Raw genomic sequence first — 22,259 nt, forward strand, 5'->3', positions numbered from 1 at the left:
CGTCCGACCGAACGGCGCACACCCCTCCGTACCGATACGTAACGAACGGCCCGTCGCAGGTGGGTTATCCACAGGCGGCGGGCCGCTGTGTTGCCCAGCCGTTAGTGTGGGCCCTCGTCCGAGACGTCCCGCTGTCCCCGCCGGACACAGACGTCCACCGCAGTCCATCGAACCGGGGCCCGTACCTCGATGTCCGTGCACAGTCATTCGGCAGCCCATCACGACGCCGCTGCCACCGCGCCGTTCGACCCGGCCCACCCGCCCGAGTTTCCGCGCCATGTGGTGACCGCGGTGCTCGTCTCCCACGACGGCGCCCGCTGGCTGCCCAAGGCGCTCGCCGGGCTGCTCGGCCAGGAGCGCCGCGTGCAGAACGCGGTGGCGGCCGACACCGGCAGCGCGGACGACTCCGCCCAGCTGCTGACCGACGCGCTCAGCGCCGATCGCGTGCTGCACCTCGCCCGGCGCACCGGCTTCGGCCAGGCCGTCGAGGAGGCCACCCGCAGCGCCGCCGTGCTCACTCCGGACGACCTGCCCTACCTGAAGCGCCCCAGTGGCTGGGACCCCGCCACCCGCACCTGGCGCGACGACGCGTACGACATGCCGGACCTCCCGCACGGCGAGCCCGAGCAGTGGCTGTGGCTGCTGCACGACGACAGCGCCCCCGAGCCGGACGCCCTGGCCCAGCTGCTGCGGGTCGTGGAGAACGAGCTGGAGCTCGGCAGGGAAGTCGCCGTCGTGGGCCCCAAGCTCCGCGGCTGGTACGACCGCCGTCAGCTCCTCGAAGTCGGCGTCACCATCGCCAACTCCGGCCGCCGCTGGACGGGCCTGGACCGGCGAGAGCAGGACCAGGGCCAGCACGACCACGTCCACCCCGTGCTGTCCGTCTCCACCGCCGGCATGCTGATCCGGCGCGACGTCTTCGAGCAGCTCGGCGGATTCGACCGCAGACTGCCCCTGATGCGCGACGACGTCGACCTGTGCTGGCGTGCCCAGGCCGCCGGCCACCGCGTCCTCGTCGCCCCCGAAGCGGTCGTACGGCACGCCGAGGCGGCCTCCCGCGAGCGCCGCACCGTCGACTGCGTGGGCCGCACCTCCGCGTCCCCGCACAAGGTCGACAAGGCGGGCGCCGTCTACACCCTCCTCGTCAACGCCCGGACGGCGCAGCTGCCTTGGATCCTGATCCGACTGGTGCTCGGCACCCTGCTGCGCACGGTCGCGTATCTCGTCGGCAAGGTCCCCGGACAGGCCGTCGACGAGATCCGCGGCCTCCTGGGCACCCTGCTGCGCCCCGAGCGGATCATCGCGGGCCGGCGCAGACGCGGCCGACCACAGGTCGACAAGGGCGAGCTGCGCGCGCTGTTCCCGCCGCGCGGCGCGACCGTGCGGGCCACGGTCGAACAGGTCGCGAGCAACCTGGTGGGCCGCTCCGACCCCGAGGTCGCCGCCGGTGCCGGACGACACGGCAGCGCGGTCGAGTCCGGACCGGGCGGCGACGACGCCGAGTTCCTGGAGATCGAGCAGTTCGCGCGGCTCAAGCGGCTCGCCCGCAACCCCGGTCCGATGCTCTTCCTGGTGCTGCTGTTCGTCTCGCTGCTCGCCTGCCGTGAGCTGCTCGGCGGCGGGGCGCTCGCGGGCGGCGCGCTGCTGCCCGCGCCCGCGGACTCCTCCGAGCTGTGGTCGCACTACCTCGACGGCTGGCATCCGGTGGGCGCGGGCGGCACCCAGGCCGCGCCGCCCTACCTCGCGCTCGTCGCGCTGCTGGCCTCGCTGCTCCTCGGCTCCACCGGGCTCGCGGTCACCGTGCTCCTGGTGGCCTCCGTGCCGCTGGCCGGCTTCGCCGCGTACTTCGCCTCGCGGCCCCTCGTCGAGTCGCGCCTGCTGCGCGCCTGGGCGTCGGTCGCGTATGCCTTCCTGCCCGCCGCCACCGGCGCGCTCGCGGGCGGCCGCATCGGCACCGCCGTCCTCGCGATCCTGCTGCCGCTCCTCGCGCGCGCGGGCATCGCCGCGAGCGGCCTGACCCACTCCTCCGGAGCGCGCGGCAGCTGGCGCGCCACCTGGGCGTACGCCCTGCTGCTCGCGTTCATTACGGCGTTCACCCCGATCGTGTGGCCCATCGCCCTGGTCCTCGGGATCGCACTCCTCGCAGTGCGCCGGAACGAGATCACCGCCTATGGGCTGCGTTTCCTGGCCCAGTTGGGCACCCCGCTGCTGATCCTCGCGCCCTGGTCGCTGACGCTGCTCCCGTTCGGCTTCTTCAAGGAAGCCGGTCTGGAGTACGGCGACAGCGCGGCCTCGGCGCTCGATCTGCTCGGCGCCAGCCCCGGCGGCCCCGGGACCGTCAGCGGGCTGATGCTGTTCGGCATCGTGCTGGCCGCGCTGGCCGCCCTGATGCGCACGCAGCGCCAGGCGGGGATCTGGACGGCCTGGGCGGTCGCCCTCGTGGCACTCGTCTTCGCCGTCCTGTCGAACAGCTCGACGTGGGCCGGCCCCGCCACCCTCGTCTACGGCCTCGGACTGCTCGCCGCCGCCGCGATGGGCGCCGACGGGGCACGTGCGCGCGTGGCCGAGCAGAGCTTCGGCTGGCGCCAGCCGGTGGCCGCACTCATCGCCTTCGCCTGCGCGGCCGGACCGCTGCTCGTCGCCGCCGGATGGATGATCCGGGGCGCCGACGGGCCGGTGGAGCGCCGCGACCCGGTGCAGGTGCCCGCGTTCGTCGCCGAGGAGAGCGGTACCCGCGACCAGGCCCGCACCCTCGTGCTCGACAGCCGCTCGGCCGCCACGGTCGGCTACACCCTCGTCCGCGGCTCCGGCGCCCGCCTCGGCGACGCCGAACTCGCGGCGGCGGACGGAGCGAACAAGAAGCTCGACAAGGTCGTCGCCAATCTCGTGGCAGGCTCCGGCGCCGACCAGGCCGACGAACTCGGCGGCTTCGCCGTGCGCTACGTCCTCGTCCGCAAGGGCGCGCCGCGCGAGGTGAGCCGCGTCCTGGACGCCACGCCGGGCCTGACCCGGCTCAGCCAGCAGGACGGCAGCGCCCTGTGGCGTGTGGACCAGCAGGTCTCGCGCGCCGCGATCGTCCCCAAGTCCGGCGACTCGCTGTCCATCGCCGCCGGACCCGTCGAGGTGCACACCACCATCCCCACCGGAGCCGAAGGCCGCGTCCTGCGCCTCGCCGACACGGCCAACGAGGGATGGACGGCGACCCTGGACGGCAAGCCGCTCACCCGCACCACGGTCGACGGCTGGGCACAGGGCTTCGAACTGCCCAGCACCGGCGGCAAGTTGGACGTCACCTTCGAGGCGCCGGTGAGCCACACCGCCTGGCTGTGGGCACAGGGCGCGCTCGCCGTAGTCCTCGTGGTGCTCGCCCTGCCCGGGCGGCGCCGGGACGTCGACGACGACCTCCCCGAGGAGCAGGCCGTGCCCGCCCAGGACGTCACGGGCGAGGGCCGCCGGGCCCGCCGCCTGCGCGCCCAGGCCGAGGCCGAGGCCGAGCAGACCGCCGAGGACGCGGACACCTTTGCTCCTGAGGAGGAGGAAGTCCCGGCCGTCCCCGTCGCCGTCCCGCAGCAGCAGGCGTACGGCGAGTGGGACACGTCCAGCTACGCGGGCGCCGAGTACGGCACCTACGACGGCGAGCAGTACCAGGGCCGGCAGCAGTACCCGGCGGGCACCTACGAGCAGCCGTACCAGGCGGACCCCTACCAGGGCGGCCAGTACGACCCGTACGCGTACGGGGGCACGACCCCGTACGACCAGACGTACGGCCAGGGCTACGACCCGACCGGCCAGGGCTACGACCCGGCGCAGCCCCAGATGCCCGAGCAGCCGCCGCACGGCACCGACAATGAGCGCCCCGACGGGAGCCAGCAGTGAACCGCACCACCCTGTCCCTGATCGCCGGCGCGACCGCGCTCGCCGCCGTCACGGGATTCGCCACGCTCTCCACGCCGTCCGCCTCCGACGGGCACAGCGCCAAGGCGGCCGCACAGCTGCCCGTGGAGCGCACCAGCCTGCTCTGCCCGCAGCCGAGCACCTCCGACATCGCGGACACCGCGTACACGTCGTTCACGCCCGTCTCGGAGGGCACGAGCGCCGACGGCAAGGCCGAACTGCAGGCGGCGACCGAGGAGTCGGGGGACGGGGCGGCCGACCAGAAGAGCGGCAAGAAGGCCGCCCAGCCCGTCGTGGAACCCAAGGAGCCCGGCAAGCCGGCCACCGGCGACAGCGCGGGCGCCGAGGCGCCCGCCCTCGTCGGCACCGCCGAGGGCAAGTTCGCGCCCGGCTGGACCGTCCAGGAGACCACCGAGGTCGCCGCGGGCACCGGGCGCGGTCTGCTCGGCGTCAACTGCACCGCCCCGGACACCGAGTTCTGGTTCCCGGGCGCCAGCACCGCCGCCGAGCGCACCGACTACGTGCACCTGACCAACCCCGACGACTCCGCCGCGGTCGTCGACATCGAGCTGTACGGCAAGGACGGCACCCTCAAGTCGACGGTGGGCGACGGGATCACGGTCCAGCCGCACTCCAGCGAGCCGATCCTGCTGAACACCCTCACGGACGACCCGCAGACCAACCTCACCGTGCATGTGACGGTCCGCAGCGGCCGCGTCGGAGCCGCCGTGCAGGCACTGGACGACAAGCTCGGCGGCGACTGGCTGGCCGCCTCCGCCGACCCCGCGGGCAGCCTCGTCCTGCCGGGCGTCCCGAAGGACGCCACGTCCGTGCGTCTGGTCGCCTTCGTGCCCGGCGACACCGACGCCGACCTGAAGGTGCGCCTCGCCTCGCCCTCCGGGCCGATCACTCCCGCGGGGAACGAGACCCTGCACGTGAAGTCCGGCATGACGTCGGCGATCGACCTCGGCGACGTCACCCGGGGCGAAGCGGGCTCTGTGGTGCTCACGCCCACCGGCACGCCGGTGCCGGTCGTCGCCGCCCTGCGCGTCGTGCGCGGCAAGGGCGACAAGCAGGAGACCGCGTTCATCCCCGCCACCAGCCCGGTCGGCGCGCGCGCGACGGTCGCGGACAACAGCTCCAAGGGCTCCACGCTCGCCCTGACCACCCCCGGCCGCACCGCCCAGGTCAAGGTCACCGCGTCCGCGGGCAGCGAGGGCGGTACGGCTGTGACGAAGACGTTCACGATCAAGGGCGGGACGACGCAGAACGTCGAGGCACCGGTCCCGAGCGGCCTCAAGGGGACGTACGCGCTCACCGTCGAGCCCGTCTCCGGGGGCCCCGTCTACGCCTCCCGGATGCTCGCGGCCACCGAAGAGGGCGTGCCCGGCTTCACGATCCAGACCCTCCCGGACGACCGCGGAACGGTGGCGGTGCCGGAGGCGAAGCAGGATCTCTCGGTGCTGCTGAAATAGCGAGCCACCGGTGGTGGTTCACCAGGTCCTGGACGAGGATTCCCTGGTGGTGATCCGCCAGGTGTATGACGAGGACCGCCGGCCGGTGATCCGCCGGGTTCTTCACGAGGACCCGGTGGTTCAGTCCTCGCCGTACCGGGGATCCACCGTCTCCGGTGTCAGCCCCAGCAGCTCCGCGACCTGCTCCACGACGACCTCGTGCACCAGGGCGGCGCGCTCGTCACGGCCCTTGGTGCGAATCTCGACCGGGCGGCGGTAGACGACCACGCGCGCGGGGTGGCCCTCTCGCGCGGGGATCGTGCCGCCCAGGGGCACCGCCTCGTCGCTCCAGCTCTCGCCCGAGCGCTTCAGGCGGGGCACTTCGAGCACCAGGAAGTCGATGTCGGCGAGCTGTGGCCAGCGCCGCTCCAGCCGTTCCACGGAGTCTTGGACCAGGTCCGCGAACACCTCGGCGCGGCTCGCGGAGAGCGGCACCTGGGGTGGCGCGACGGGGCCGCGCATGCCCCTGCCATGACGGTCACGACGGCGGGGCCCGGGTGCGGCGGCGCGGGGCTGTACGGGGTTGTCCATCACTGACGAAGAGTAGTCCCCGCGAGGTCCGGGTGCCCGGCCCCCACGCGTCCGCCCGCGCACAGACGGAACACGTTGCGGTGATCATGCCGACGGCACACGGTGCGGTGGTCACGTCGGCAGCGGGAAGTCCCCCGTGATCACGCCTGCGATACGAAGTCCGGTGATCACGCGCGATGTCGCTCGATGACCATTCCGGCCAAGGTTGGGCTCGATTTCGTATCCCTCCAAGACCGCCTCTCACATGGCAATTGACGTGGTTTGCGCCAAGTGGTGACCGGATTCAGGTCTGTTCGGGATCTCGGAACGTGATGTCGCCCCAGGTCAGGGCGGTATGTTCGGAACCCTGTGTGGGCGGTCTCGCAGCACGACACGGTGGGGTGACCTGGGGGAGAGTCGTCGCGGCCCGCTCAAGAGTGCGGTACCGTCCAACGTCGTGAGCCCTGTACGTCGCTGTTCGCGCACCGCTTGCGGCCGTCCCGCTGTCGCGACGCTGACGTACGTCTACGCCGACTCGACCGCGGTCCTCGGCCCGCTCGCCACCTACGCCGAACCCCACTGCTACGACCTGTGCGCGGAGCACTCCGAGCGCCTCACCGCGCCGCGCGGCTGGGAGGTCGTCCGGCTCGCCGACGCCTCGGCTCCCTCCCGCCCCAGCGGTGACGATCTGGAAGCGCTCGCCAACGCGGTGCGTGAGGCGGCCCGGCCGCAGCAGCGCACCGCGGAGGCCGGTGGCGGCGGCGCTCGCTCGGCGGACCCGATGGAGGTCGCGCGCCGCGGCCATCTGCGGGTGCTGCGCTCGCCGGACAACTGAGCACCTCGCGCTCGTCCGCGCGCCGTTTCTCCGACCCCACGTGCGCCCTGTCGGCACACGGGTTTCCCGTACGCCGATTTCATTGAGCGACGCACGACCATTGACGTGAAGTTGTCGCGGACACGACCATTCCGTTTGCTGTGGGAAATCGCTTTCCGCATCACGGAAACCGGGGAGGCGTCCGTGTACGTCCAGGAACTGAAACCTGTCGCCGACTCGCTCGGCCTGTCCGCCCTCGTCGCTGCCCTGCCCCTCGTCATCGTGCTGGTCCTGCTCGGCGGTGTCCGCATGAAGGCGCACCGGGCCGGGCTCATCGGCCTGCTGGCAGCCGCCCTGGTCGCCTGGCTCGCCTACGGCATGCCGGTCGGTCAGACGCTCTCCAGCGCCGCCCAGGGCGCCGTCTTCGGCCTCTTCCCCATCCTGTGGATCGTCGTCAACGCGCTGTGGGTGTACCGGATGACGGTCCGCACCCGGCACTTCGACATCCTGCGCCGCTCGTTCGGGCGGCTGTCCGACGATCCGCGCATCCAGGCGCTCGTGGTCGCCTTCTGCTTCGGCGCGCTCCTGGAAGCCCTCGCGGGATTCGGGGCGCCCGTCGCGATCTGCTCCGTGATGCTGGTCGCGCTCGGCTTCGACCCGGTGCGCGCGGCGGTCGTCGCGCTCGTCGCCAACACCGCGCCGGTCGCCTTCGGCGCGATGGGCACACCGGTCGTCACGCTCGCCCAAGTCACGGGCCTGCCCCTGGATTCCGTCGCCTCCGTGGTGGGCCGTCAGACCCCGCTGCTGGCTCTCGTCGTGCCCCTCCTGTTGGTCGGCCTGGTCGACGGCCGGCGCGGGCTGCGCGAGACCTGGATGCCCGCGCTGGCGTGCGGAGTCGCCTTCGCCGCCGCCCAGTTCGCCGCCTCGAACTACGTCTCCGCGCAACTGGCCGACATCGGCGCCTCCTTGGCGGGCGCTGCCGCTCTGGTCGCCGTACCGCACGCGCGCAGGCCCGCCGCCGAGCCCGTACGGGCCGCGGTCCTGACCGGCGTACGCAGCGAGGACCTGGACCAGGAGGACCCGCGACCCGAAGTCGTGCGCGCCTACGCCCCGTACGCCCTGATCGTGGTCATCTTCTCGATCGCGCAGATACCGGCGGTGAAGGACTGGCTGGCGAAGGCGACGCGCGTCTTCGACTGGCCGTTCCTGAACGTCGCGAACCCGGACGGCGAGCCGGTCGGAGGCAATGTCTTCACGCTGCCCCTGGTGTCGACCGGCGGCACCCTCGTGCTCCTCGCCGGGCTGTGCACGGCCGTCGTCCTCGGGGTGCACGCGCGCGTGGCGGTCAAGGAATGGGCGGCGACCGTACACGAGTTGAGGTTCGCGATCCTCACCGTGACGTCCGTGCTGGCCCTCGCCTATGTCATGAACCTCTCCGGGCAGGCCGCCACGATCGGACACTTCGTGGCGGCGGCCGGCGCGGGACTCGCCTTCCTGTCACCCGTCCTGGGCTGGTTCGGCGTCGCCGTCTCCGGCTCCGACACCTCGGCGAACGCCCTTTTCGGTGCGCTCCAGGTGAGCGCGGCCAGGGAGTCGGGACTGTCTCCCGAACTGCTCGCCGCCGCCAACAGTTCGGGCGGTGTGCTCGGCAAGATGATCTCGCCGCAGAACCTGACCATCGCGTGCGCGGCGGTCGGGCTCGCGGGCCGTGAGGGCGACCTGCTGCGCAAGGTGCTGCCCTGGAGCGCGGGACTGCTGCTGATCATGTGTCTGATCGTGGTGGGGCAGAGTTCGCCGGTCCTGGAGTGGATGTTGCCCTGACGGACCGGAGCCGTCCGGAAGGCGTCGTTTCCTCCAGGTGACGGATGTGCGTCCGCTCAGCGGCCCGACAGCGGACTGTCGGTCGGTACGGGTAGTTTGGGGCGACCGAAGTGGACTTCTGGAGGGTTGGCCGTGACTGCTGATCTGTCGCAGCTCGTGAAGGCGTACGACGTACGCGGTGTGGTCCCGGACCAGTGGGACGAGCCGTTGGCCGAGCTGTTCGGGGCGGCCTTCGTCCAGGTGACCGGAGCGGAAGCCATCGTGATCGGGCACGACATGCGGCCCTCGTCGCCCGGGCTGTCGCAGGCCTTCGCGCGCGGTGCGGCAGCGCGCGGGGTCCACGTGACCGAGATCGGTCTGTGCTCCACGGACCAGCTCTACTACGCGTCGGGCGAGTTCGACCTGCCGGGCGCCATGTTCACGGCCTCGCACAACCCCGCCCAGTACAACGGCATCAAGATGTGCCGGGCGGGTGCGACCCCGGTCGGCCAGGACACCGGCCTCTCGCAGATCCGCGAACTCGTCGAGTCCTGGCTCGACTCGGGCGCCCCCGAGGCCTCGGGCGAGACGCCGGGAACGATCACGCAGCGTGACACGTTGGAGGATTACGCGGCGTACCTCCGCGGCCTCGTCGACCTGACCTCGATCCGCCCCCTCAAGGTCGTCGTCGACGCGGGCAACGGAATGGGCGGGCACACGGTCCCCACGGTCTTCGCCGGCCTGCCCCTGGACCTCGTCCCCATGTACTTCGAACTGGACGGCACGTTCCCCCACCACGAGGCCAACCCGCTCGACCCGGCGAACATCGTGGACCTCCAGCAGCGTGTGCGCGAGGAGGGTGCGGACATCGGCATCGCCTTCGACGGCGACGCGGACCGCTGCTTCGTCGTGGACGAGCACGGCGACCCGGTCTCGCCGTCCGCGATCACCGCGCTGGTGGCCTCCCGCGAGCTCGCCAAGCACGGCGGCGGCACGGTCATCCACAACCTGATCACGTCCTGGTCCGTCCCGGAGGTCGTCCGGGAGCAGGGCGGCACCCCGGTCCGCACCCGTGTGGGCCACTCGTTCATCAAGGCCGAGATGGCCCGCACCGGCGCGATCTTCGGCGGCGAGCACTCCGCGCACTACTACTTCCGCGACTTCTGGAACGCGGACACGGGCATGCTGGCCGCCCTGCACGTCCTTGCCGCCCTCGGGGGCCAGGACGGCCCGCTCTCCCAGCTCGTCGCCGAGTACGACCGCTACGTGGGCTCCGGCGAGATCAACTCCACGGTCGGCGACCAGGCCGCCCGCCTCGCGGCCATCAAGGGCGCGTACGAGGGCCGCGAGGGTGTCAGCATCGACGAGCTCGACGGGCTGACGGTCACCGCCGAGGACTCCTGGTTCAACGTCCGCCCGTCCAACACGGAGCCGCTGCTGCGCCTGAACGCGGAGGCCCGCGACGAGGCGACGATGGCGAAGGTCCGGGACGAGGTGCTGGAGATCATCAGGGGCTGAGGGGTCGCAGCCGTCCAAGCTGTGGGGATGCGTGCCGCCCGGGGCGGCGCCGCTCCCGAAAAGAGGCGGCGGCGCTCCCGAAAGGAGCGGCACCCGGCGAGGCGCCGGTTCGCCGTCCCACCCCTACGCCGCCCCCACTCGGGGTACCTGCGAGCGCCGGTGACGGCACTCCGCACGAGCCAGCGCCGCGCCCCGGCGGTACTCTGACCAGGCCGCATCCGCCCGTTCGAAAGGACATCCCATGCCGCTCGAAGCCGGCCTTCTGGAGATCCTCGCCTGCCCGGCCTGCCACGCCCCGCTCAAGGAGCAGGAGAGCGAGCTGATCTGCACGGGAGGGGACTGCGGCCTTGCCTACCCCGTCCGGGACGGCATCCCCGTACTGCTTGTCGACGAGGCCCGCCGCCCCGCGTAAGCGACACAAGGCGGCGCGCCAACGCGACGCATCGACGCGGCGCACAGCGCGACGCACCATGGCGACACACCGGCGATCGGAGGCTGCCGACCCCATGCTCGACGAATCGCTGCTCGACGACCCCGAAGCGCTCGCCAGAGCCGACCGACGGGCGCTGCTCCGCGGCGCCGCCGAAGCCGGCGCCCGCGTGCGTACCGCAGTCCGGCACGCCACTGAGGCCGGAATCCCGGACCTGAAGCCGGACGGCCGCCCGCGCGCCGTCCTGATGGCGGGCCCCGGCACGGCCGCCACTGGCGTGGCCGAACTGCTCGCCGCCCTCGCCGGAGCGAGCTGCCCCCTGACCCGGCTCACGCCCACCGGTGTCGCCCCCGCCGCGGGCGCCCTACGCTGGGAGCTGCCCGGCTGGGCGGGCCCGCTCGACCTCCTCCTGGTCGCCACACCGGACGGCACCGAACCAGGACTCGAACTCCTGATCGAGCAGGCCTACCGGCGCGGCTGCACCATCGCCGCCGTGGCCCCGGCCGGCTCCCCGCTCACCGAGTCGGTGGACGGCGCGCACGGCCTCTTCGTACCGATGGCGACAGCCCCGTACGAGCAGGACGAACCCCTGACCGCATCCGCGCCCGGCGTCCTGTGGGCCCTGCTTACCCCGCTGCTCTCGCTCCTCGACCGCACCGGCCTCGTCTCGGCCCCGCCCGAGGTCCTGCAGAAGGTCGCCGACCGGCTCGACCACATCGCCGAGCGTTGCGGTCCCGCCATCGCGGCCTACAGCAACCCGGCCAAGTCGCTCGCCGCCGAGCTGGCCGAGGCCCTCCCGGTGATCTGGACGGAAGGCACCTCCGCGGGCCCCGCGGGCCGCCGTTTCACCGCCGCGCTCGCCGAGCTCGCCGGCCGCCCCGCGCTCACCGCCGAACTCCCGGAGGCGCTCGCCTCCCACAGCGTGCTGCTCGCCGGTGCACTCGCCGCCGGCGCCGACCCCGACGACTTCTTCCGCGACCGTGTGGAGGAGGCGCAGGCCCTGCACGCGCGCGTGGTCCTGCTCCGCGACCGCCCGATCGGCGGAATCAGCGCGGCGCCCGCCGCCCGCGAACTCGCGCTCAGCCACGACACCTCGATCAGCGAGCTCGAACCGGAGGAGGGCGGCGAGCTGGAGACCCTGGCCGAGCTGATCGCCATCACCGATTTCACCGCCGTTTACCTGGCGCTCGCTTCGGGGGCCTGATCTTGACTCCGACACCCTGACCTTCGTACGCGGAGAGCACGCGGAGAAGCGCCACCGTGACCTTGGTGCACGGTGGCCGGACCCGCGTCGCCCGCGTCGTACCCAGAAGGAACCGCAGAGACCGTATGGACCGCCTCGACAACACCATCCGCCCCTATGCCTGGGGTTCGACGACCGCCATCCCGCAGCTGCTCGGCGTGGAGCCGAGCGGTGAGCCGCAGGCGGAGATGTGGATGGGCGCCCACCCGGGCGCACCCTCGCTCACTGAGCGCGGTCCGCTCAACGAGGTCATCGACGAGGACCCCGAGCAGGAACTCGGCCGCGCGGCCGTCGCCAAGTTCGGCCCTCGCCTGCCGTTCCTCCTGAAGATCCTCGCCGCCGGCGCCCCCCTCTCCCTCCAGGTGCACCCCGACCTGGAGCAGGCCAAGGAGGGTTACGAGGACGAGGAGCGCCGTGGCGTCCCGATCGACGTCCCGCACCGCAACTACAAGGACGCCAACCACAAGCCCGAACTGATCTGTGCCCTCACGGAGTTCGACGGCCTGTGCGGCTTCCGCGCCCCCGACGAGGCAGCCGAGCTCCTCGCGGGACTCGACGTCGACTCCCTGAAGCCGTATGTCGACCTGCTGCACGCGCACCCGGAGGACGCGGCACTGCGCGAGGTCCTGACGGCGGTGCTGAGCGCGGACCCCGAGGAGATGACTCGCACGGTCACCGAGGCCGCGGCGGCCTGCGCCCGGCTCGGCGGCGCGTACGCCCCGTACGCGGACATCGCCCACCACTACCCGGGCGACCCCGGCGTCATCGCCGCCATGCTGCTCAACTACGTCCAACTGCAGCCCGGCGAGGCCCTGTTCCTCGGCGCGGGCGTTCCGCACGCGTACTTGAACGGCCTGGGCGTCGAGATCATGGCCAACAGCGACAACGTCCTGCGCTGCGGCCTGACCCCCAAGCACGTCGACGTTCCCGAACTCCTGCGCATCGTCCGCTTCGAGGCGAGCGACCCCGGCGTACTGCGCCCGGAGGCCTCCCCGGACGGCGAGGAGGTCTACGAGACCCCCATCGACGAGTTCCGCCTCTCCCGCCACGTCCTGGCGGAGGGCGCCGCTCCGCAGGACCTCACCCGTGAGACCCCGCAGATCCTGCTCTGCACGGCAGGTTCGGTGCGCGCGGACGGCATCACGCTGGCCCCCGGCCAGTCTGTCTTCGTACCGGCCGGCGAAAAGGCCGAAGCGTCCGGGAATGGCACGATCTTCCGCGCGACAGTGGTGGCCTGATGGGGTAACTGTGGTGGCCTGAGGCGCTGCTGTCGGACGGGGCTGCAAGAATGGCCCGTCGCAAAGGGCTGGCAAAGGCCCGGCGACGGACAGAGGCGAAGGGACACCCCGGAGACATGAGCGCGTCAGGCGGCACCAAGGCGATCGTGGCGGCACTCGGCGCCAACCTCGCGATCGCGGCATCGAAGTTCGTCGCGTTCGCCTTCAGCGGCTCGTCCTCGATGCTCGCCGAGGGCGTCCACTCCCTCGCCGACTCCGGCAACCAGGCCCTGCTCCTGATCGGCGGCAAGAAGGCCCAGCGCGAGGCGACCCCGCAGCACCCCTTCGGCTATGGCCGCGAGCGCTACATCTACGCCTTCCTCGTCTCGATCGTCCTCTTCTCGGTCGGCGGCATGTTCGCCGTCTACGAGGGCTACGAGAAGATCAAGCACCCGCACGAGATCGAGCACTGGTACTGGCCGGTGGGCGTCCTGGTGTTCGCGATCATCGCCGAGGGCTTCTCCTTCCGCACGGCCATAAAGGAGTCCAACGAGCTGCGCGGCACGCACTCCTGGTCGCAGTTCATCCGCCGCGCCAAGGCCCCCGAACTGCCGGTCGTCCTCCTGGAGGACTTCGGCGCGCTCATCGGTCTGATCCTCGCGCTCGGCGGCGTGGGCCTCGCCCTGCTCACCGACGACGGCATCTGGGACGGCATCGGCACGCTCTGCATCGGCGTCCTGCTCATCCTGATCGCGCTGGTCCTCGCCGCGGAGACCAAGTCCCTCCTCCTCGGCGAGGCCGCGGGCGCCGACGAGGTCAAGAAGATCGAGGACGCCATCGTCGACGGCGACACCGTCACCGGCATCATCCACATGCGCACCCTCCACCTCGGCCCGGAGGAGCTCCTGATCGCCGCGAAGATCGCCGTCCAGCACGACGACACGGCCGCCGAGGTCGCCTCCGCGATCAACGCCGCCGAGTCCCGCATCCGCACCGCCGTCCCGATCGCCCGCGTGATCTACCTGGAGCCGGACATCTACAGCGAGGCGGAGGCGGCCAAGGGCCCGGACCCCCAGGCGACGCCCGGGGGACCGGCGCAGTCGCACTGATTTCTTCCTGTACGTGAGGGGGCCCGCCCGGAGTCGTCCAGGCGGGCCCCCTCATACGTCCGTCAGACCTGCACGGCCACGTCCATCAGACCTGCACGGCCCACGGCGGCATCGGCGGCACCGCCCGACTCCGCCGACGTACGACGAAGGCGGCGATCCCGAAGCCGAGCCCGGCAAGAGCGACGGGCACCCCGAGCAGCATGATCACCACGAGTGCGGCGGGCACCGCGCGCTCGTCGGTCACCCGTCCCTGCACCGCCCCGACGGGCACCGTCCCGCCGTGGTCACTGCTGAAGGCACGGGAGTCCCTGGAATTCAGGCGGTGATCGCCGAGCAGGAACAGCCGCCCCTCGGGCACCTTCACGTCGTACGGCCGGTGCATTCCGTCCGCGATGCCTTCCTGCACGTACGACTCGTCGAGCGGCTTCCCGTTGACGGTGATCCGCTCGTCCGCGCCCGTGCCCTCGCAGCACACCACGCGGTCGCCGCCGACCCCGACGACGCGCTGGATGACACTCAGGCCCGGTCCGTACCGCTCCGGCGAGGAGTACAGCACCACGTCACCGCGCCGTACCTCGGCCCCGTCGACGCGCTCGAAGACCAGCCGCTCACCGACGGTGTACGTGGGCGTCATGCTCTCGCTGCGCACGATGGCCGTCGTATACGCACCCCGCGCATACATGAAGGACCCGATCAGCATCACCAGCCCCAGTGGCCCCAACACCCACGCCGTGACTGCCAGCCCTCGCCCCTTGCGCATCCCCATCCCCTCACCGCACGGCACTCCCGCGCGCGCTGAGGCTAGCGGTTCGCTGTGAACGCACGACGGCGGGCCCCGAGCCTTCCGGCTCCGGGACCCGCCATGGTCCGTACGGCTACTGGATCTCGCCCAACACCCCGAGGATCGCCCGCTCGTCCTCCGCCGCCGTCAGCCGCTCCCGGAACCCGGGATCCATCAACTTGCGCGACAGCAGCGCCAGAATCCGCAGATGTTCGTCGCCCGCGGCCGCCTCCGGTACGGAGATCATGAAGACCAGCTTGGCCTTCGTCCCGTCGAGCGCACCCCACTCGATGCCCTCGGCGGACCGCGCGAACCCGACGACCGGCGCGGTCACCGCATCCGTCTTGGCGTGCGGAATCGCGATCTCCTCCCCGAGCCCCGTCGTCCCCTGCTCCTCCCGCCGCAGGGCCGTCCGCACCAACTCCTCCACATCGGCGACCTTCCCGGTGGAGGCCAGCAGCCCGGCCATCTCCCGAATCGCGGACTCCTTGTCCCGGGATTCGAGCCGAACCTTGACGGTCCGCTCGGTGAGGTAGCCGGAGAGGACTTCGGCCTCGGCATCGTCCGAAGCAATACCGGACGTCGTCTGTACGGCGGTGGGGGTGGCGGTGGGGGTAGCGGTGGGGGTGGCCGCGGCGATGCCGGCGCCCACGCCGGCGAACGCCGGCTCGGGCGCGCGCCGAGGCGTGGGCGCCAGTGCCTCCCCGCGCCGCTTGCGCTCACTGAGGTCGACCAGGGTGACGGTCGTCAGCGCCGTCACCGCCGTGCCGATGAGCACGGCGACGAAGAACATCGGTACGCCGCCCACGGCACCCAGCACCGCCACGATCGGCCCACCATGCGGGACCGCGTCCTTGACCCCGGCGAGCCCGGCGACCGCTCCGGCGATCGCGCCGCCGAGCATGTTCGCGGGGATGACCTGCGCGGGCCGCGCGGCCGCGAACGGAATCGCGCCCTCGGAGATGCCGAAGCAGCCCATGAACAGCGAGGCCAACCCGGTCTCGCGCTCCTGCTCGGTGTAGAGCCGCTTCCGGATCAGCGTCGCCACGCCCTGCCCGAGCGGCATGACGGGAATCGCGGCCGCGCACATGCCCATGACGGTCTGATTGCCGGTCGCGATGAGCCCGGCACCGAAGAGGAAGGCCGTCTTGTTGACCGGCCCGCCCATGTCGAACGCGATCATGAGGCCGAGAATCGCGCCGAGCAACACGGCGCTCGACCCCGTCATCCCGCTCAGCCAGTTGGTCAGATGCTCGAAGACCCAGGAGATGGGCTTGCCGATGACGTAGATGAAGAACAGGCCGAGCGCCGTCGTCGCCACGATCGGGATCACGATGATCGGCATGATCGGCCGCACGAACTTCGGCACCCTGACCTTCTTGATCCACAGCACCAGATAACCGGCCAGGAATCCGGTCACGATCGCTCCGATGAAGCCCGCGCCCGCCTTGGAGTCGTACAGCGAACCGGTGTTGGCGATCCAGCCGCCGATCATGCCGGGAACCAGCGCCGGCCGGTCTCCGATCGCGTACGCGATGTAGCCGGACAGGATCGGCACCATCAGCGTGAAGCCGATGACGCCGATGTTGTTGACGTCCATCCAGAAGGAGTCCTTCGGGATGACCAGACCGCCGGACGGGTCCGTGTGTCCGCCGAGCGAGAGGGATATCGCGATCAGCAGCCCGCCGACCACGACGAACGGGATCATGTAACTGACCCCGTTCATCAGCGCCTTGTACGCCAGGCTCCGCTCCTTGCCGCCGCCGCTCGTCGCCACGGCGGTACCGCCCGCCGTGTGCACGGGCGCCGAGCGCACCCGCTCGATCAGCCGCTCCGGATGGTGAATCCCCTCGGCGACCCCGACGGTGATGACCCGCTTCCCCGCGAACCGGCTCAGGTCCACGTCCTTGTCGGCAGCGACGATGACGCCGTCCGCAGCTCTGACATCGTTGTCATCCAATATGTTTTCGGCCCCGATGGATCCCTGCGTCTCCACCTTCATCTCGATACCGAGGCGCTCCGCGGCCTGCGCGAGCTTCTCGGCCGCCATGTACGTGTGGGCGATGCCGGTCGGGCATGCGGTCACCGCGAGCAGCTTCAACCGCTTCTGCTCGCCGCCGCCGTTGCCCGTGGGGGGAGGGCCGGCCGGACTGGTCACATGGATCTCCTCACGCCTTTGACGCCTTCGTCACGCGGAGCGCCGTCCCGGACGCCCCGCAAGATCGCTCGCATGGCCGCGATCCCCCCGCATCCTGCACCACCCGCGCCCAGGATCGAAAGCTCCGAACCTCCCTTGATGCCCTGGTCCGATGGCCCCTGTCGGGCCTGTCGAGGACCGGCTGCTATCGATCCCTAGGACGTTCCGTCATGGGCCTGATGCCGGTGCACGGGACCCCGCGGTGTCCGGAGGCGGGCTGGGGAGGGCCGGGTCCGCCGGTGTAGCTTGGTGACTGAGCCAGACGTCGCTGCTGATGGCGGTCGGGCGGTCCCACCGCGGACCGGCCGAGGGAGAGAGGGCCTCCGACGGACTGCGCTGCGCGCACCAGGCACTCGTGTGCCGTGCTGGGCACGTCCGTGCCTCGCTCGGGCATGCGTATGCCAGCCGCCGCGCAGACCAGCCGTATCCACCTCGCCCCGATCCCGAGGAGCAGCTCTCCATGACGACTGTCGACAACCGACAGGACTTCAAGGTCGCCGACCTCTCCCTGGCCGCCTTCGGCCGCAAGGAGATCACCCTCGCCGAGCACGAGATGCCCGGCCTGATGTCGATCCGCAAGGAGTACGCAGACGCGCAGCCCCTCGCGGGCGCCCGCGTCACCGGCTCCCTGCACATGACGGTGCAGACCGCCGTCCTCATCGAGACCCTGGTCGCCCTGGGAGCCGAGGTCCGCTGGGCCTCCTGCAACATCTTCTCCACCCAGGACCACGCCGCCGCCGCCATCGCCGTCGGCCCGAACGGCACGCCCGAGAACCCGCAGGGCGTCCCGGTCTTCGCCTGGAAGGGCGAGACCCTGGAGGAGTACTGGTGGTGCACGGAGCAGGCGCTGTCCTGGCCGAACAGCCCCACCGGCGGTCCGAACATGATCCTGGACGACGGCGGTGACGCCACCCTCCTCGTCCACAAGGGTGTCGAGTACGAGAAGGACGGCAAGGTCCCCTCGGTCGACACCGCCGAGTCCGACGAGCACCGCGTCATCCTCGAACTCCTGCACCGCACCATCACCGACGGCTCGCAGAAGTGGACCCAGCTCGCCTCGGAGATCCGCGGCGTGACCGAGGAGACCACCACCGGCGTCCACCGCCTGTACGAGATGCACCGCGACGGCACCCTGCTGTTCCCGGCGATCAACGTGAACGACGCCGTCACCAAGTCGAAGTTCGACAACAAGTACGGCTGCCGCCACTCCCTGATCGACGGCATCAACCGCGCCACCGACACCCTCATCGGCGGCAAGACCGCCGTCGTCTGCGGCTATGGCGACGTGGGCAAGGGCTGCGCGGAGTCCCTGCGCGGACAGGGCGCCCGCGTGATCATCACCGAGATCGACCCGATCTGCGCCCTGCAGGCGGCGATGGACGGCTACCAGGTCACGACCCTCGACGAGGTCATCGACAAGGCCGACATCTTCGTCACCACGACGGGCAACAAGGACATCATCATGGCCGCGGACATGGCCAAGATGAAGCACCAGGCGATCGTCGGCAACATCGGTCACTTCGACAACGAGATCGACATGGCCGGCCTCGCCAAGATCCCCGGCATCGTCAAGGACGAGGTCAAGCCCCAGGTCCACACCTGGAAGTTCTCCAACGGCAAGGTCATCATCGTGCTGTCCGAGGGCCGCCTGCTGAACCTGGGCAACGCGACCGGCCACCCGTCCTTCGTGATGTCCAACTCGTTCGCGGACCAGACGCTGGCCCAGATCGAGCTGTTCACCAAGCCCGAGGAGTACCCGACCGATGTCTACGTGCTGCCCAAGCACCTGGACGAGAAGGTCGCCCGCCTCCACCTCGACGCGCTCGGCGTGAAGCTCACGATGCTCCGCCCCGAGCAGGCCGCGTACATCGGTGTCGAGGTCGAGGGCCCGTACAAGTCGGACCACTACCGCTACTGAGCACCCCGCACAGCACCCGGCCGAGCAGCGGTACCACCGCTCGGCGTACGGATGTCAGCAGGCCCTCGCCCCCGTGGCGGGGGCCTGTCCCCGATGAGGACCTGAACGCCCATGCCCCGCGGCCGTTATTCGCTCCATGATCCGCACGATCACACCCTCCTCGCTGAAGAGCACTTCCACTGCGCGCCCGGCCCCTCCGGCTGGCGCTACGTCTCCCAACTCACCACTCCCTCCGGTGACCGAGCCGGTTCCGTCGACCTCGCCGTCGACGACCTCGGCCGCCCCATCCGCCTCGAACTGCACGCTGCGGGCTGGCAGGTCCGCGGCGCCGCCCTCGACGGCGTGACCTGGGTCCGCACCGACCCCACGGGCACACAGGCCACCGAAGGCAATGTCCGCGCGCACGCCTTCACCGGCACGTCCCCCGCGTTCCTCATCGCCACAGCCCGTCTCCTGCGCCTCACCCCCTCCGCCTCCGCGACCCGCGTACGCCTCGTGGCCTTCACGGACCCGGTCCTCGCCCCGCGCACCCTCGACCAGTCCTGGGCCTTGATCTCGAGAGAAACACACGCCACTGACAACGGCCCTCTGGCCGTGGACGAATACCAGGTCACAGCACTGGACACGGGGGAGCAGCACGCCGTGCACATCTCGGGAGACGTCGTGCTCGCGGCACCCGGCATCGAGCTGGAACACCTCGAATCACCGCCGTCGGTGCTCACCTGACGACGACGTCCCGACGCACGTCCGGCGCCTCTCTCCCGGCGGGCCACCTGCCGGCCTTGGCGACATCTCTCGCGCCCCGTCCCAGCCGCGACGGCCGGCTACGCGGGCGGCACGAAGCCCGTCGCGGGGCGATCGGCGTGGTCGGCCTGCGACACCGCGGGTTGGGGGGCTTGCGGCGTCGGTTGCGACGCCGCCCCGGGAATCGCCGACTGCGCAGGCGGAGCCGCGGCGTACGGGTAGGGGGAGGGGGGTGCGCCCGGGGTCTGCGCCGCTGGTCCGACCGGGCTCGGCACCCCGATCGGGTACCCACCCGGGCCCGGCTGCGGGTACCCGATCGAACCCGGCTGTGGGTACCCAGCCGGGCCCGGACGAGTGATCCCGACCGCCCCGTTCCCAAACGCCCGCCGAGCCTCCCGGGCCTGCCGCTCCTGCATGACCGCCGCCAGATACGCGGCCGCCGGAACCCCCTGCGGCGCCGGAGCCCCCGTACGGCCGACGAGATCCATGGCCAGCCGTTCCGCCATCGCCCCGCCCACCTGCGGATCCAACTGATGCATCCGCGTCAGGTACTGGCGGATGGCCAACCACAGCCCGTCCGGCACCGCAGAAAGATCAAGCCCGGAGAACCGGCCCGCGAGCCAGGGCGGCGGCGGAGGTACGAAGGGCATACGGCCGACCGGAATCCTTTCCCGTACGACGAGAGTCCCCGCGAACACGTCACCGAGCCGCCGTCCCCGCGCCGACACCAGCGAGGCGATGCACGCGACGATTCCGAACGTCATCAGAATCTCGACCACCCCGACGGCACCGCGTACCAGCGCATGCCGGAACCGGATCGGCCCTCCGTCGTCCCGCACCACCCGCAGCCCGAACGCCAGCTTCCCGAGCGAGCGGCCGTGGCTGAGCGTCTCCACCGCGATCGGCCCGCCCACCAGCACGAGAACGAAGCTCGCGATCGAGACCGCGAGCTGCGCCGCATCGTCCAGGGCAGCCGTCGAAGCCACCAGACCGATGGTCACGATGACATAGACGGCCACGGCCACGACCAGGTCGAGCAGCACGGCCAGCGCCCGGCTCGGCAGCTTCGCGGGGCGCAGCTCCAGCGCCACCGCCTCGCCCGTCACTAGCTCACTCACGCTCGCCGTCCTTCCCCTGACCCGCCCCGAGAACGGCCAGTCTGCCAAGCTGAGGGCACATCGCGCCGCAGTACGACAAGCTGTCACTCACGACGAGCAGCCGAGGAGCAGCCGAACCGATGGACCTCGACGTCTTCGTGTCCGCCCACCGCGCCGAGTGGGACAGGCTCGACGCCCTGCTGCGCCGTCAGCGCCGCCTCACCGGGACCGAGGCCGACGAACTCGTCGCCCTGTACCAACGCACCGCCACCCATCTCTCGCTGATCCAGTCCAGTGCCCCGGATCCTCAGCTCACCGGTCGCCTCAGCCAACTCGTGGCACGCGCGCGGAGTGCGGTGACAGGCACCCGCCGCGCCTCCTGGCGCGATGTCACCGGCTTCCTGACGCGCGGCTTCCCGGCGGCGGTCTATCGTTCGCGCCACTGGTGGGTGCCCACGGCACTCCTCTCCACTGTCATAGCGGCCCTCCTGGGCTGGTGGATCGCTACGCACCCCGAGGTCCAGTCCTCGATCGCCGCCCCCAGCGAACTGCGCGACCTCACCCGCCCCGGTGGCGAGTACGAGACCTACTACTCCAGCCATCCCGCCGCCTCCTTCGCGGCCCAGGTGTGGACGAACAACGCTCAGGCCGCCGCGATGTGCCTCGTCCTCGGCGTCTTCCTGGGCCTCCCGGTCCTCTGGATCCTCTTCCAGAACATGCTCAACCTCGGGGTCGGCATCGGCCTGATGTCCTCGGCCGGCCGCCTCGACACGTTCCTGGGGCTCGTCCTCCCACACGGCCTCCTGGAACTGACCGCCGTCTTCGTCGCAGCGGGCACAGGCCTGCGACTGGGCTGGACCGTGATCGACCCGGGCCCGCGCTCCCGTCGCACCGCCCTCGCAGAAGAGGGCCGAGCCGCGCTCGGCATGGCGATAGGCCTGGCACTGATCCTCTTCGTGTCGGGCGCCATCGAAGGCTTTGTCACGCCGTCCGGTCTCCCCACCTGGGCCCGCATAGGCATCGGCGTCGCGGCTGAACTGGCCTTTCTCGCGTACGTCTATGTCCTGGGCGGTCGTGCGGCACGTGCCGGCGACACGGGTGACGTCGACGAGGCCGAGCGCAGCGCCGTCCTCCCGATGGCCGCCTGATGTGCGTGCACACCCGCTGACCTGCTAGTCTCCTCTTCGCCCCACAGGAGCCGTTGACACGGAGCGAGTGGGGAGGTAGATTCGAACAGTTGCCTAGAACTGGACATGTCCGGTGGCAGCAGTTAGTGTCTGTCTGCTTCCGGAAACAATCGATTTCCGGGGAGCCACTCCCGATGATTCAGAAATGGCTGCCGGTCAGTCCGGCCCAAAAGTTCTGATAAAGTCGGGTCCGCCGGAAAGGGAAACGCGAAAGCGGAATCCTGGAAAGCACCGAGGAAATCGGATCGGAAAAAGATCTGATAGAGTCGGAAACGCAAGACCGAAG

General features: G+C 71.1%; 16 protein-coding genes. 12 read left to right on the forward strand and 4 right to left on the reverse strand.

Annotated features, from left to right (window positions below):
* The first annotated feature begins 189 nt into the window (after window positions 1-189).
* Window positions 190-3,876: a glycosyltransferase family 2 protein gene (locus IEY95_RS45215; protein WP_189192138.1), complete on the forward strand. Its 3,687-nt coding sequence runs from the start codon at window positions 190-192 to the stop codon at window positions 3,874-3,876.
* The gene (locus IEY95_RS45220) at window positions 3,873-5,369 is read left to right on the forward strand and encodes a DUF5719 family protein (protein ID WP_189192139.1); all 1,497 of its coding nucleotides are present in this window, start codon (window positions 3,873-3,875) and stop codon (window positions 5,367-5,369) included. The genes IEY95_RS45215 and IEY95_RS45220 overlap by 4 nt, the downstream gene beginning before the upstream one ends.
* A 120-nt stretch (window positions 5,370-5,489) precedes the next feature.
* On the opposite strand, the gene IEY95_RS45225 is transcribed toward IEY95_RS45220, so the two are convergent.
* Entirely contained in the window at window positions 5,490-5,939 is a 450-nt protein-coding gene (locus tag IEY95_RS45225; RefSeq protein ID WP_189192163.1) for a metallopeptidase family protein, read from the reverse strand.
* Window positions 5,940-6,273: 334 nt separating this feature from the next.
* On the opposite strand from IEY95_RS45225, the gene IEY95_RS45230 reads away from it, so the two are divergent.
* The 7 genes from IEY95_RS45230 to IEY95_RS45260 all read left to right on the forward strand — a co-directional run bounded on the left by IEY95_RS45230 (window position 6,274) and on the right by IEY95_RS45260 (window position 14,049).
* Window positions 6,274-6,753 (forward strand): DUF3499 domain-containing protein, encoded by a 480-nt coding sequence (locus tag IEY95_RS45230; protein ID WP_189192140.1) that lies wholly within the window; start codon window positions 6,274-6,276, stop codon window positions 6,751-6,753.
* Between the two features lie 183 nt (window positions 6,754-6,936).
* On the forward strand, window positions 6,937-8,553 hold the full coding sequence (locus IEY95_RS45235; protein ID WP_189192141.1) for an L-lactate permease: 1,617 nt from the start codon (window positions 6,937-6,939) through the stop codon (window positions 8,551-8,553).
* 132 nt (window positions 8,554-8,685) lie between these two features.
* Window positions 8,686-10,050, forward strand: a complete 1,365-nt coding sequence (locus IEY95_RS45240) for a phosphomannomutase/phosphoglucomutase (protein WP_189192142.1) — start codon at window positions 8,686-8,688, stop codon at window positions 10,048-10,050.
* A gap of 241 nt (window positions 10,051-10,291) precedes the next feature.
* On the forward strand, window positions 10,292-10,462 hold the full coding sequence (locus IEY95_RS45245; RefSeq protein WP_099501666.1) for a Trm112 family protein: 171 nt from the start codon (window positions 10,292-10,294) through the stop codon (window positions 10,460-10,462).
* A 94-nt stretch (window positions 10,463-10,556) separates the two neighbouring features.
* On the forward strand, window positions 10,557-11,684 hold the full coding sequence (locus tag IEY95_RS45250) for an SIS domain-containing protein (RefSeq protein WP_189192143.1): 1,128 nt from the start codon (window positions 10,557-10,559) through the stop codon (window positions 11,682-11,684).
* A 125-nt stretch (window positions 11,685-11,809) separates the two neighbouring features.
* Complete coding sequence (gene manA, locus IEY95_RS45255) at window positions 11,810-12,961, forward strand: mannose-6-phosphate isomerase, class I (protein WP_189192144.1); 1,152 nt, start codon at window positions 11,810-11,812, stop codon at window positions 12,959-12,961.
* Window positions 12,962-13,077: 116 nt separating this feature from the next.
* The gene (locus IEY95_RS45260; RefSeq protein WP_189192145.1) at window positions 13,078-14,049 is read left to right on the forward strand and encodes a cation diffusion facilitator family transporter; all 972 of its coding nucleotides are present in this window, start codon (window positions 13,078-13,080) and stop codon (window positions 14,047-14,049) included.
* 85 nt (window positions 14,050-14,134) lie between these two features.
* Here the strand turns inward: IEY95_RS45260 and lepB are convergent, their stop codons facing one another.
* A complete protein-coding gene (lepB, locus tag IEY95_RS45265; protein WP_189192146.1) occupies window positions 14,135-14,809 on the reverse strand; it encodes a signal peptidase I in 675 nt (224 codons plus the stop codon).
* 115 nt (window positions 14,810-14,924) lie between these two features.
* The gene (locus IEY95_RS45270) at window positions 14,925-16,988 is read right to left on the reverse strand and encodes a fructose-specific PTS transporter subunit EIIC (RefSeq protein WP_308429420.1); all 2,064 of its coding nucleotides are present in this window, start codon (window positions 16,986-16,988) and stop codon (window positions 14,925-14,927) included.
* Window positions 16,989-17,487: 499 nt separating this feature from the next.
* Here IEY95_RS45270 and ahcY point away from each other — a divergent pair, with 499 nt between their 5' ends.
* Both ahcY and IEY95_RS45280 read left to right on the forward strand, forming a co-directional pair.
* Window positions 17,488-18,945 carry an adenosylhomocysteinase gene (gene ahcY / locus IEY95_RS45275; protein ID WP_189192147.1) on the forward strand — a complete coding sequence of 486 codons (1,458 nt, stop codon included), beginning with the start codon at window positions 17,488-17,490 and terminating at the stop codon, window positions 18,943-18,945.
* A 111-nt stretch (window positions 18,946-19,056) separates the two neighbouring features.
* Window positions 19,057-19,671, forward strand: a complete 615-nt coding sequence (locus IEY95_RS45280; RefSeq protein WP_189192148.1) for a hypothetical protein — start codon at window positions 19,057-19,059, stop codon at window positions 19,669-19,671.
* 98 nt (window positions 19,672-19,769) lie between these two features.
* Here the strand turns inward: IEY95_RS45280 and IEY95_RS45285 are convergent, their stop codons facing one another.
* Complete coding sequence (locus IEY95_RS45285) at window positions 19,770-20,807, reverse strand: RDD family protein (protein ID WP_189192149.1); 1,038 nt, start codon at window positions 20,805-20,807, stop codon at window positions 19,770-19,772.
* A 119-nt stretch (window positions 20,808-20,926) separates the two neighbouring features.
* Here IEY95_RS45285 and IEY95_RS45290 point away from each other — a divergent pair, with 119 nt between their 5' ends.
* Window positions 20,927-21,934, forward strand: a complete 1,008-nt coding sequence (locus IEY95_RS45290; RefSeq protein ID WP_189192150.1) for a stage II sporulation protein M — start codon at window positions 20,927-20,929, stop codon at window positions 21,932-21,934.
* Window positions 21,935-22,259 lie beyond the last annotated feature (325 nt).

This window comes from Streptomyces albiflavescens (genome assembly GCF_014645835.1).
Classification (GTDB): domain Bacteria; phylum Actinomycetota; class Actinomycetes; order Streptomycetales; family Streptomycetaceae; genus Streptomyces; species Streptomyces albiflavescens.

What these genes read in the sequence shown, in the direction of transcription:
- IEY95_RS45215 (WP_189192138.1), top strand. Translation starts at nt 190, where the DNA reads ATGTCCGTGCACAGTCATTCGGCAGCCCATCACGACGCCGCTGCCACC.
- IEY95_RS45225 (WP_189192163.1), bottom strand. Translation starts at nt 5,939, where the DNA reads ATGGACAACCCCGTACAGCCCCGCGCCGCCGCACCCGGGCCCCGCCGT.
- IEY95_RS45230 (WP_189192140.1), top strand. Translation starts at nt 6,274, where the DNA reads ATGTTCGGAACCCTGTGTGGGCGGTCTCGCAGCACGACACGGTGGGGT.
- IEY95_RS45245 (WP_099501666.1), top strand. Translation starts at nt 10,292, where the DNA reads ATGCCGCTCGAAGCCGGCCTTCTGGAGATCCTCGCCTGCCCGGCCTGC.
- IEY95_RS45250 (WP_189192143.1), top strand. Translation starts at nt 10,557, where the DNA reads ATGCTCGACGAATCGCTGCTCGACGACCCCGAAGCGCTCGCCAGAGCC.
- manA (WP_189192144.1), top strand. Translation starts at nt 11,810, where the DNA reads ATGGACCGCCTCGACAACACCATCCGCCCCTATGCCTGGGGTTCGACG.
- IEY95_RS45260 (WP_189192145.1), top strand. Translation starts at nt 13,078, where the DNA reads ATGAGCGCGTCAGGCGGCACCAAGGCGATCGTGGCGGCACTCGGCGCC.
- lepB (WP_189192146.1), bottom strand. Translation starts at nt 14,809, where the DNA reads ATGCGCAAGGGGCGAGGGCTGGCAGTCACGGCGTGGGTGTTGGGGCCA.
- ahcY (WP_189192147.1), top strand. Translation starts at nt 17,488, where the DNA reads ATGACGACTGTCGACAACCGACAGGACTTCAAGGTCGCCGACCTCTCC.
- IEY95_RS45280 (WP_189192148.1), top strand. Translation starts at nt 19,057, where the DNA reads ATGCCCCGCGGCCGTTATTCGCTCCATGATCCGCACGATCACACCCTC.
- IEY95_RS45290 (WP_189192150.1), top strand. Translation starts at nt 20,927, where the DNA reads ATGGACCTCGACGTCTTCGTGTCCGCCCACCGCGCCGAGTGGGACAGG.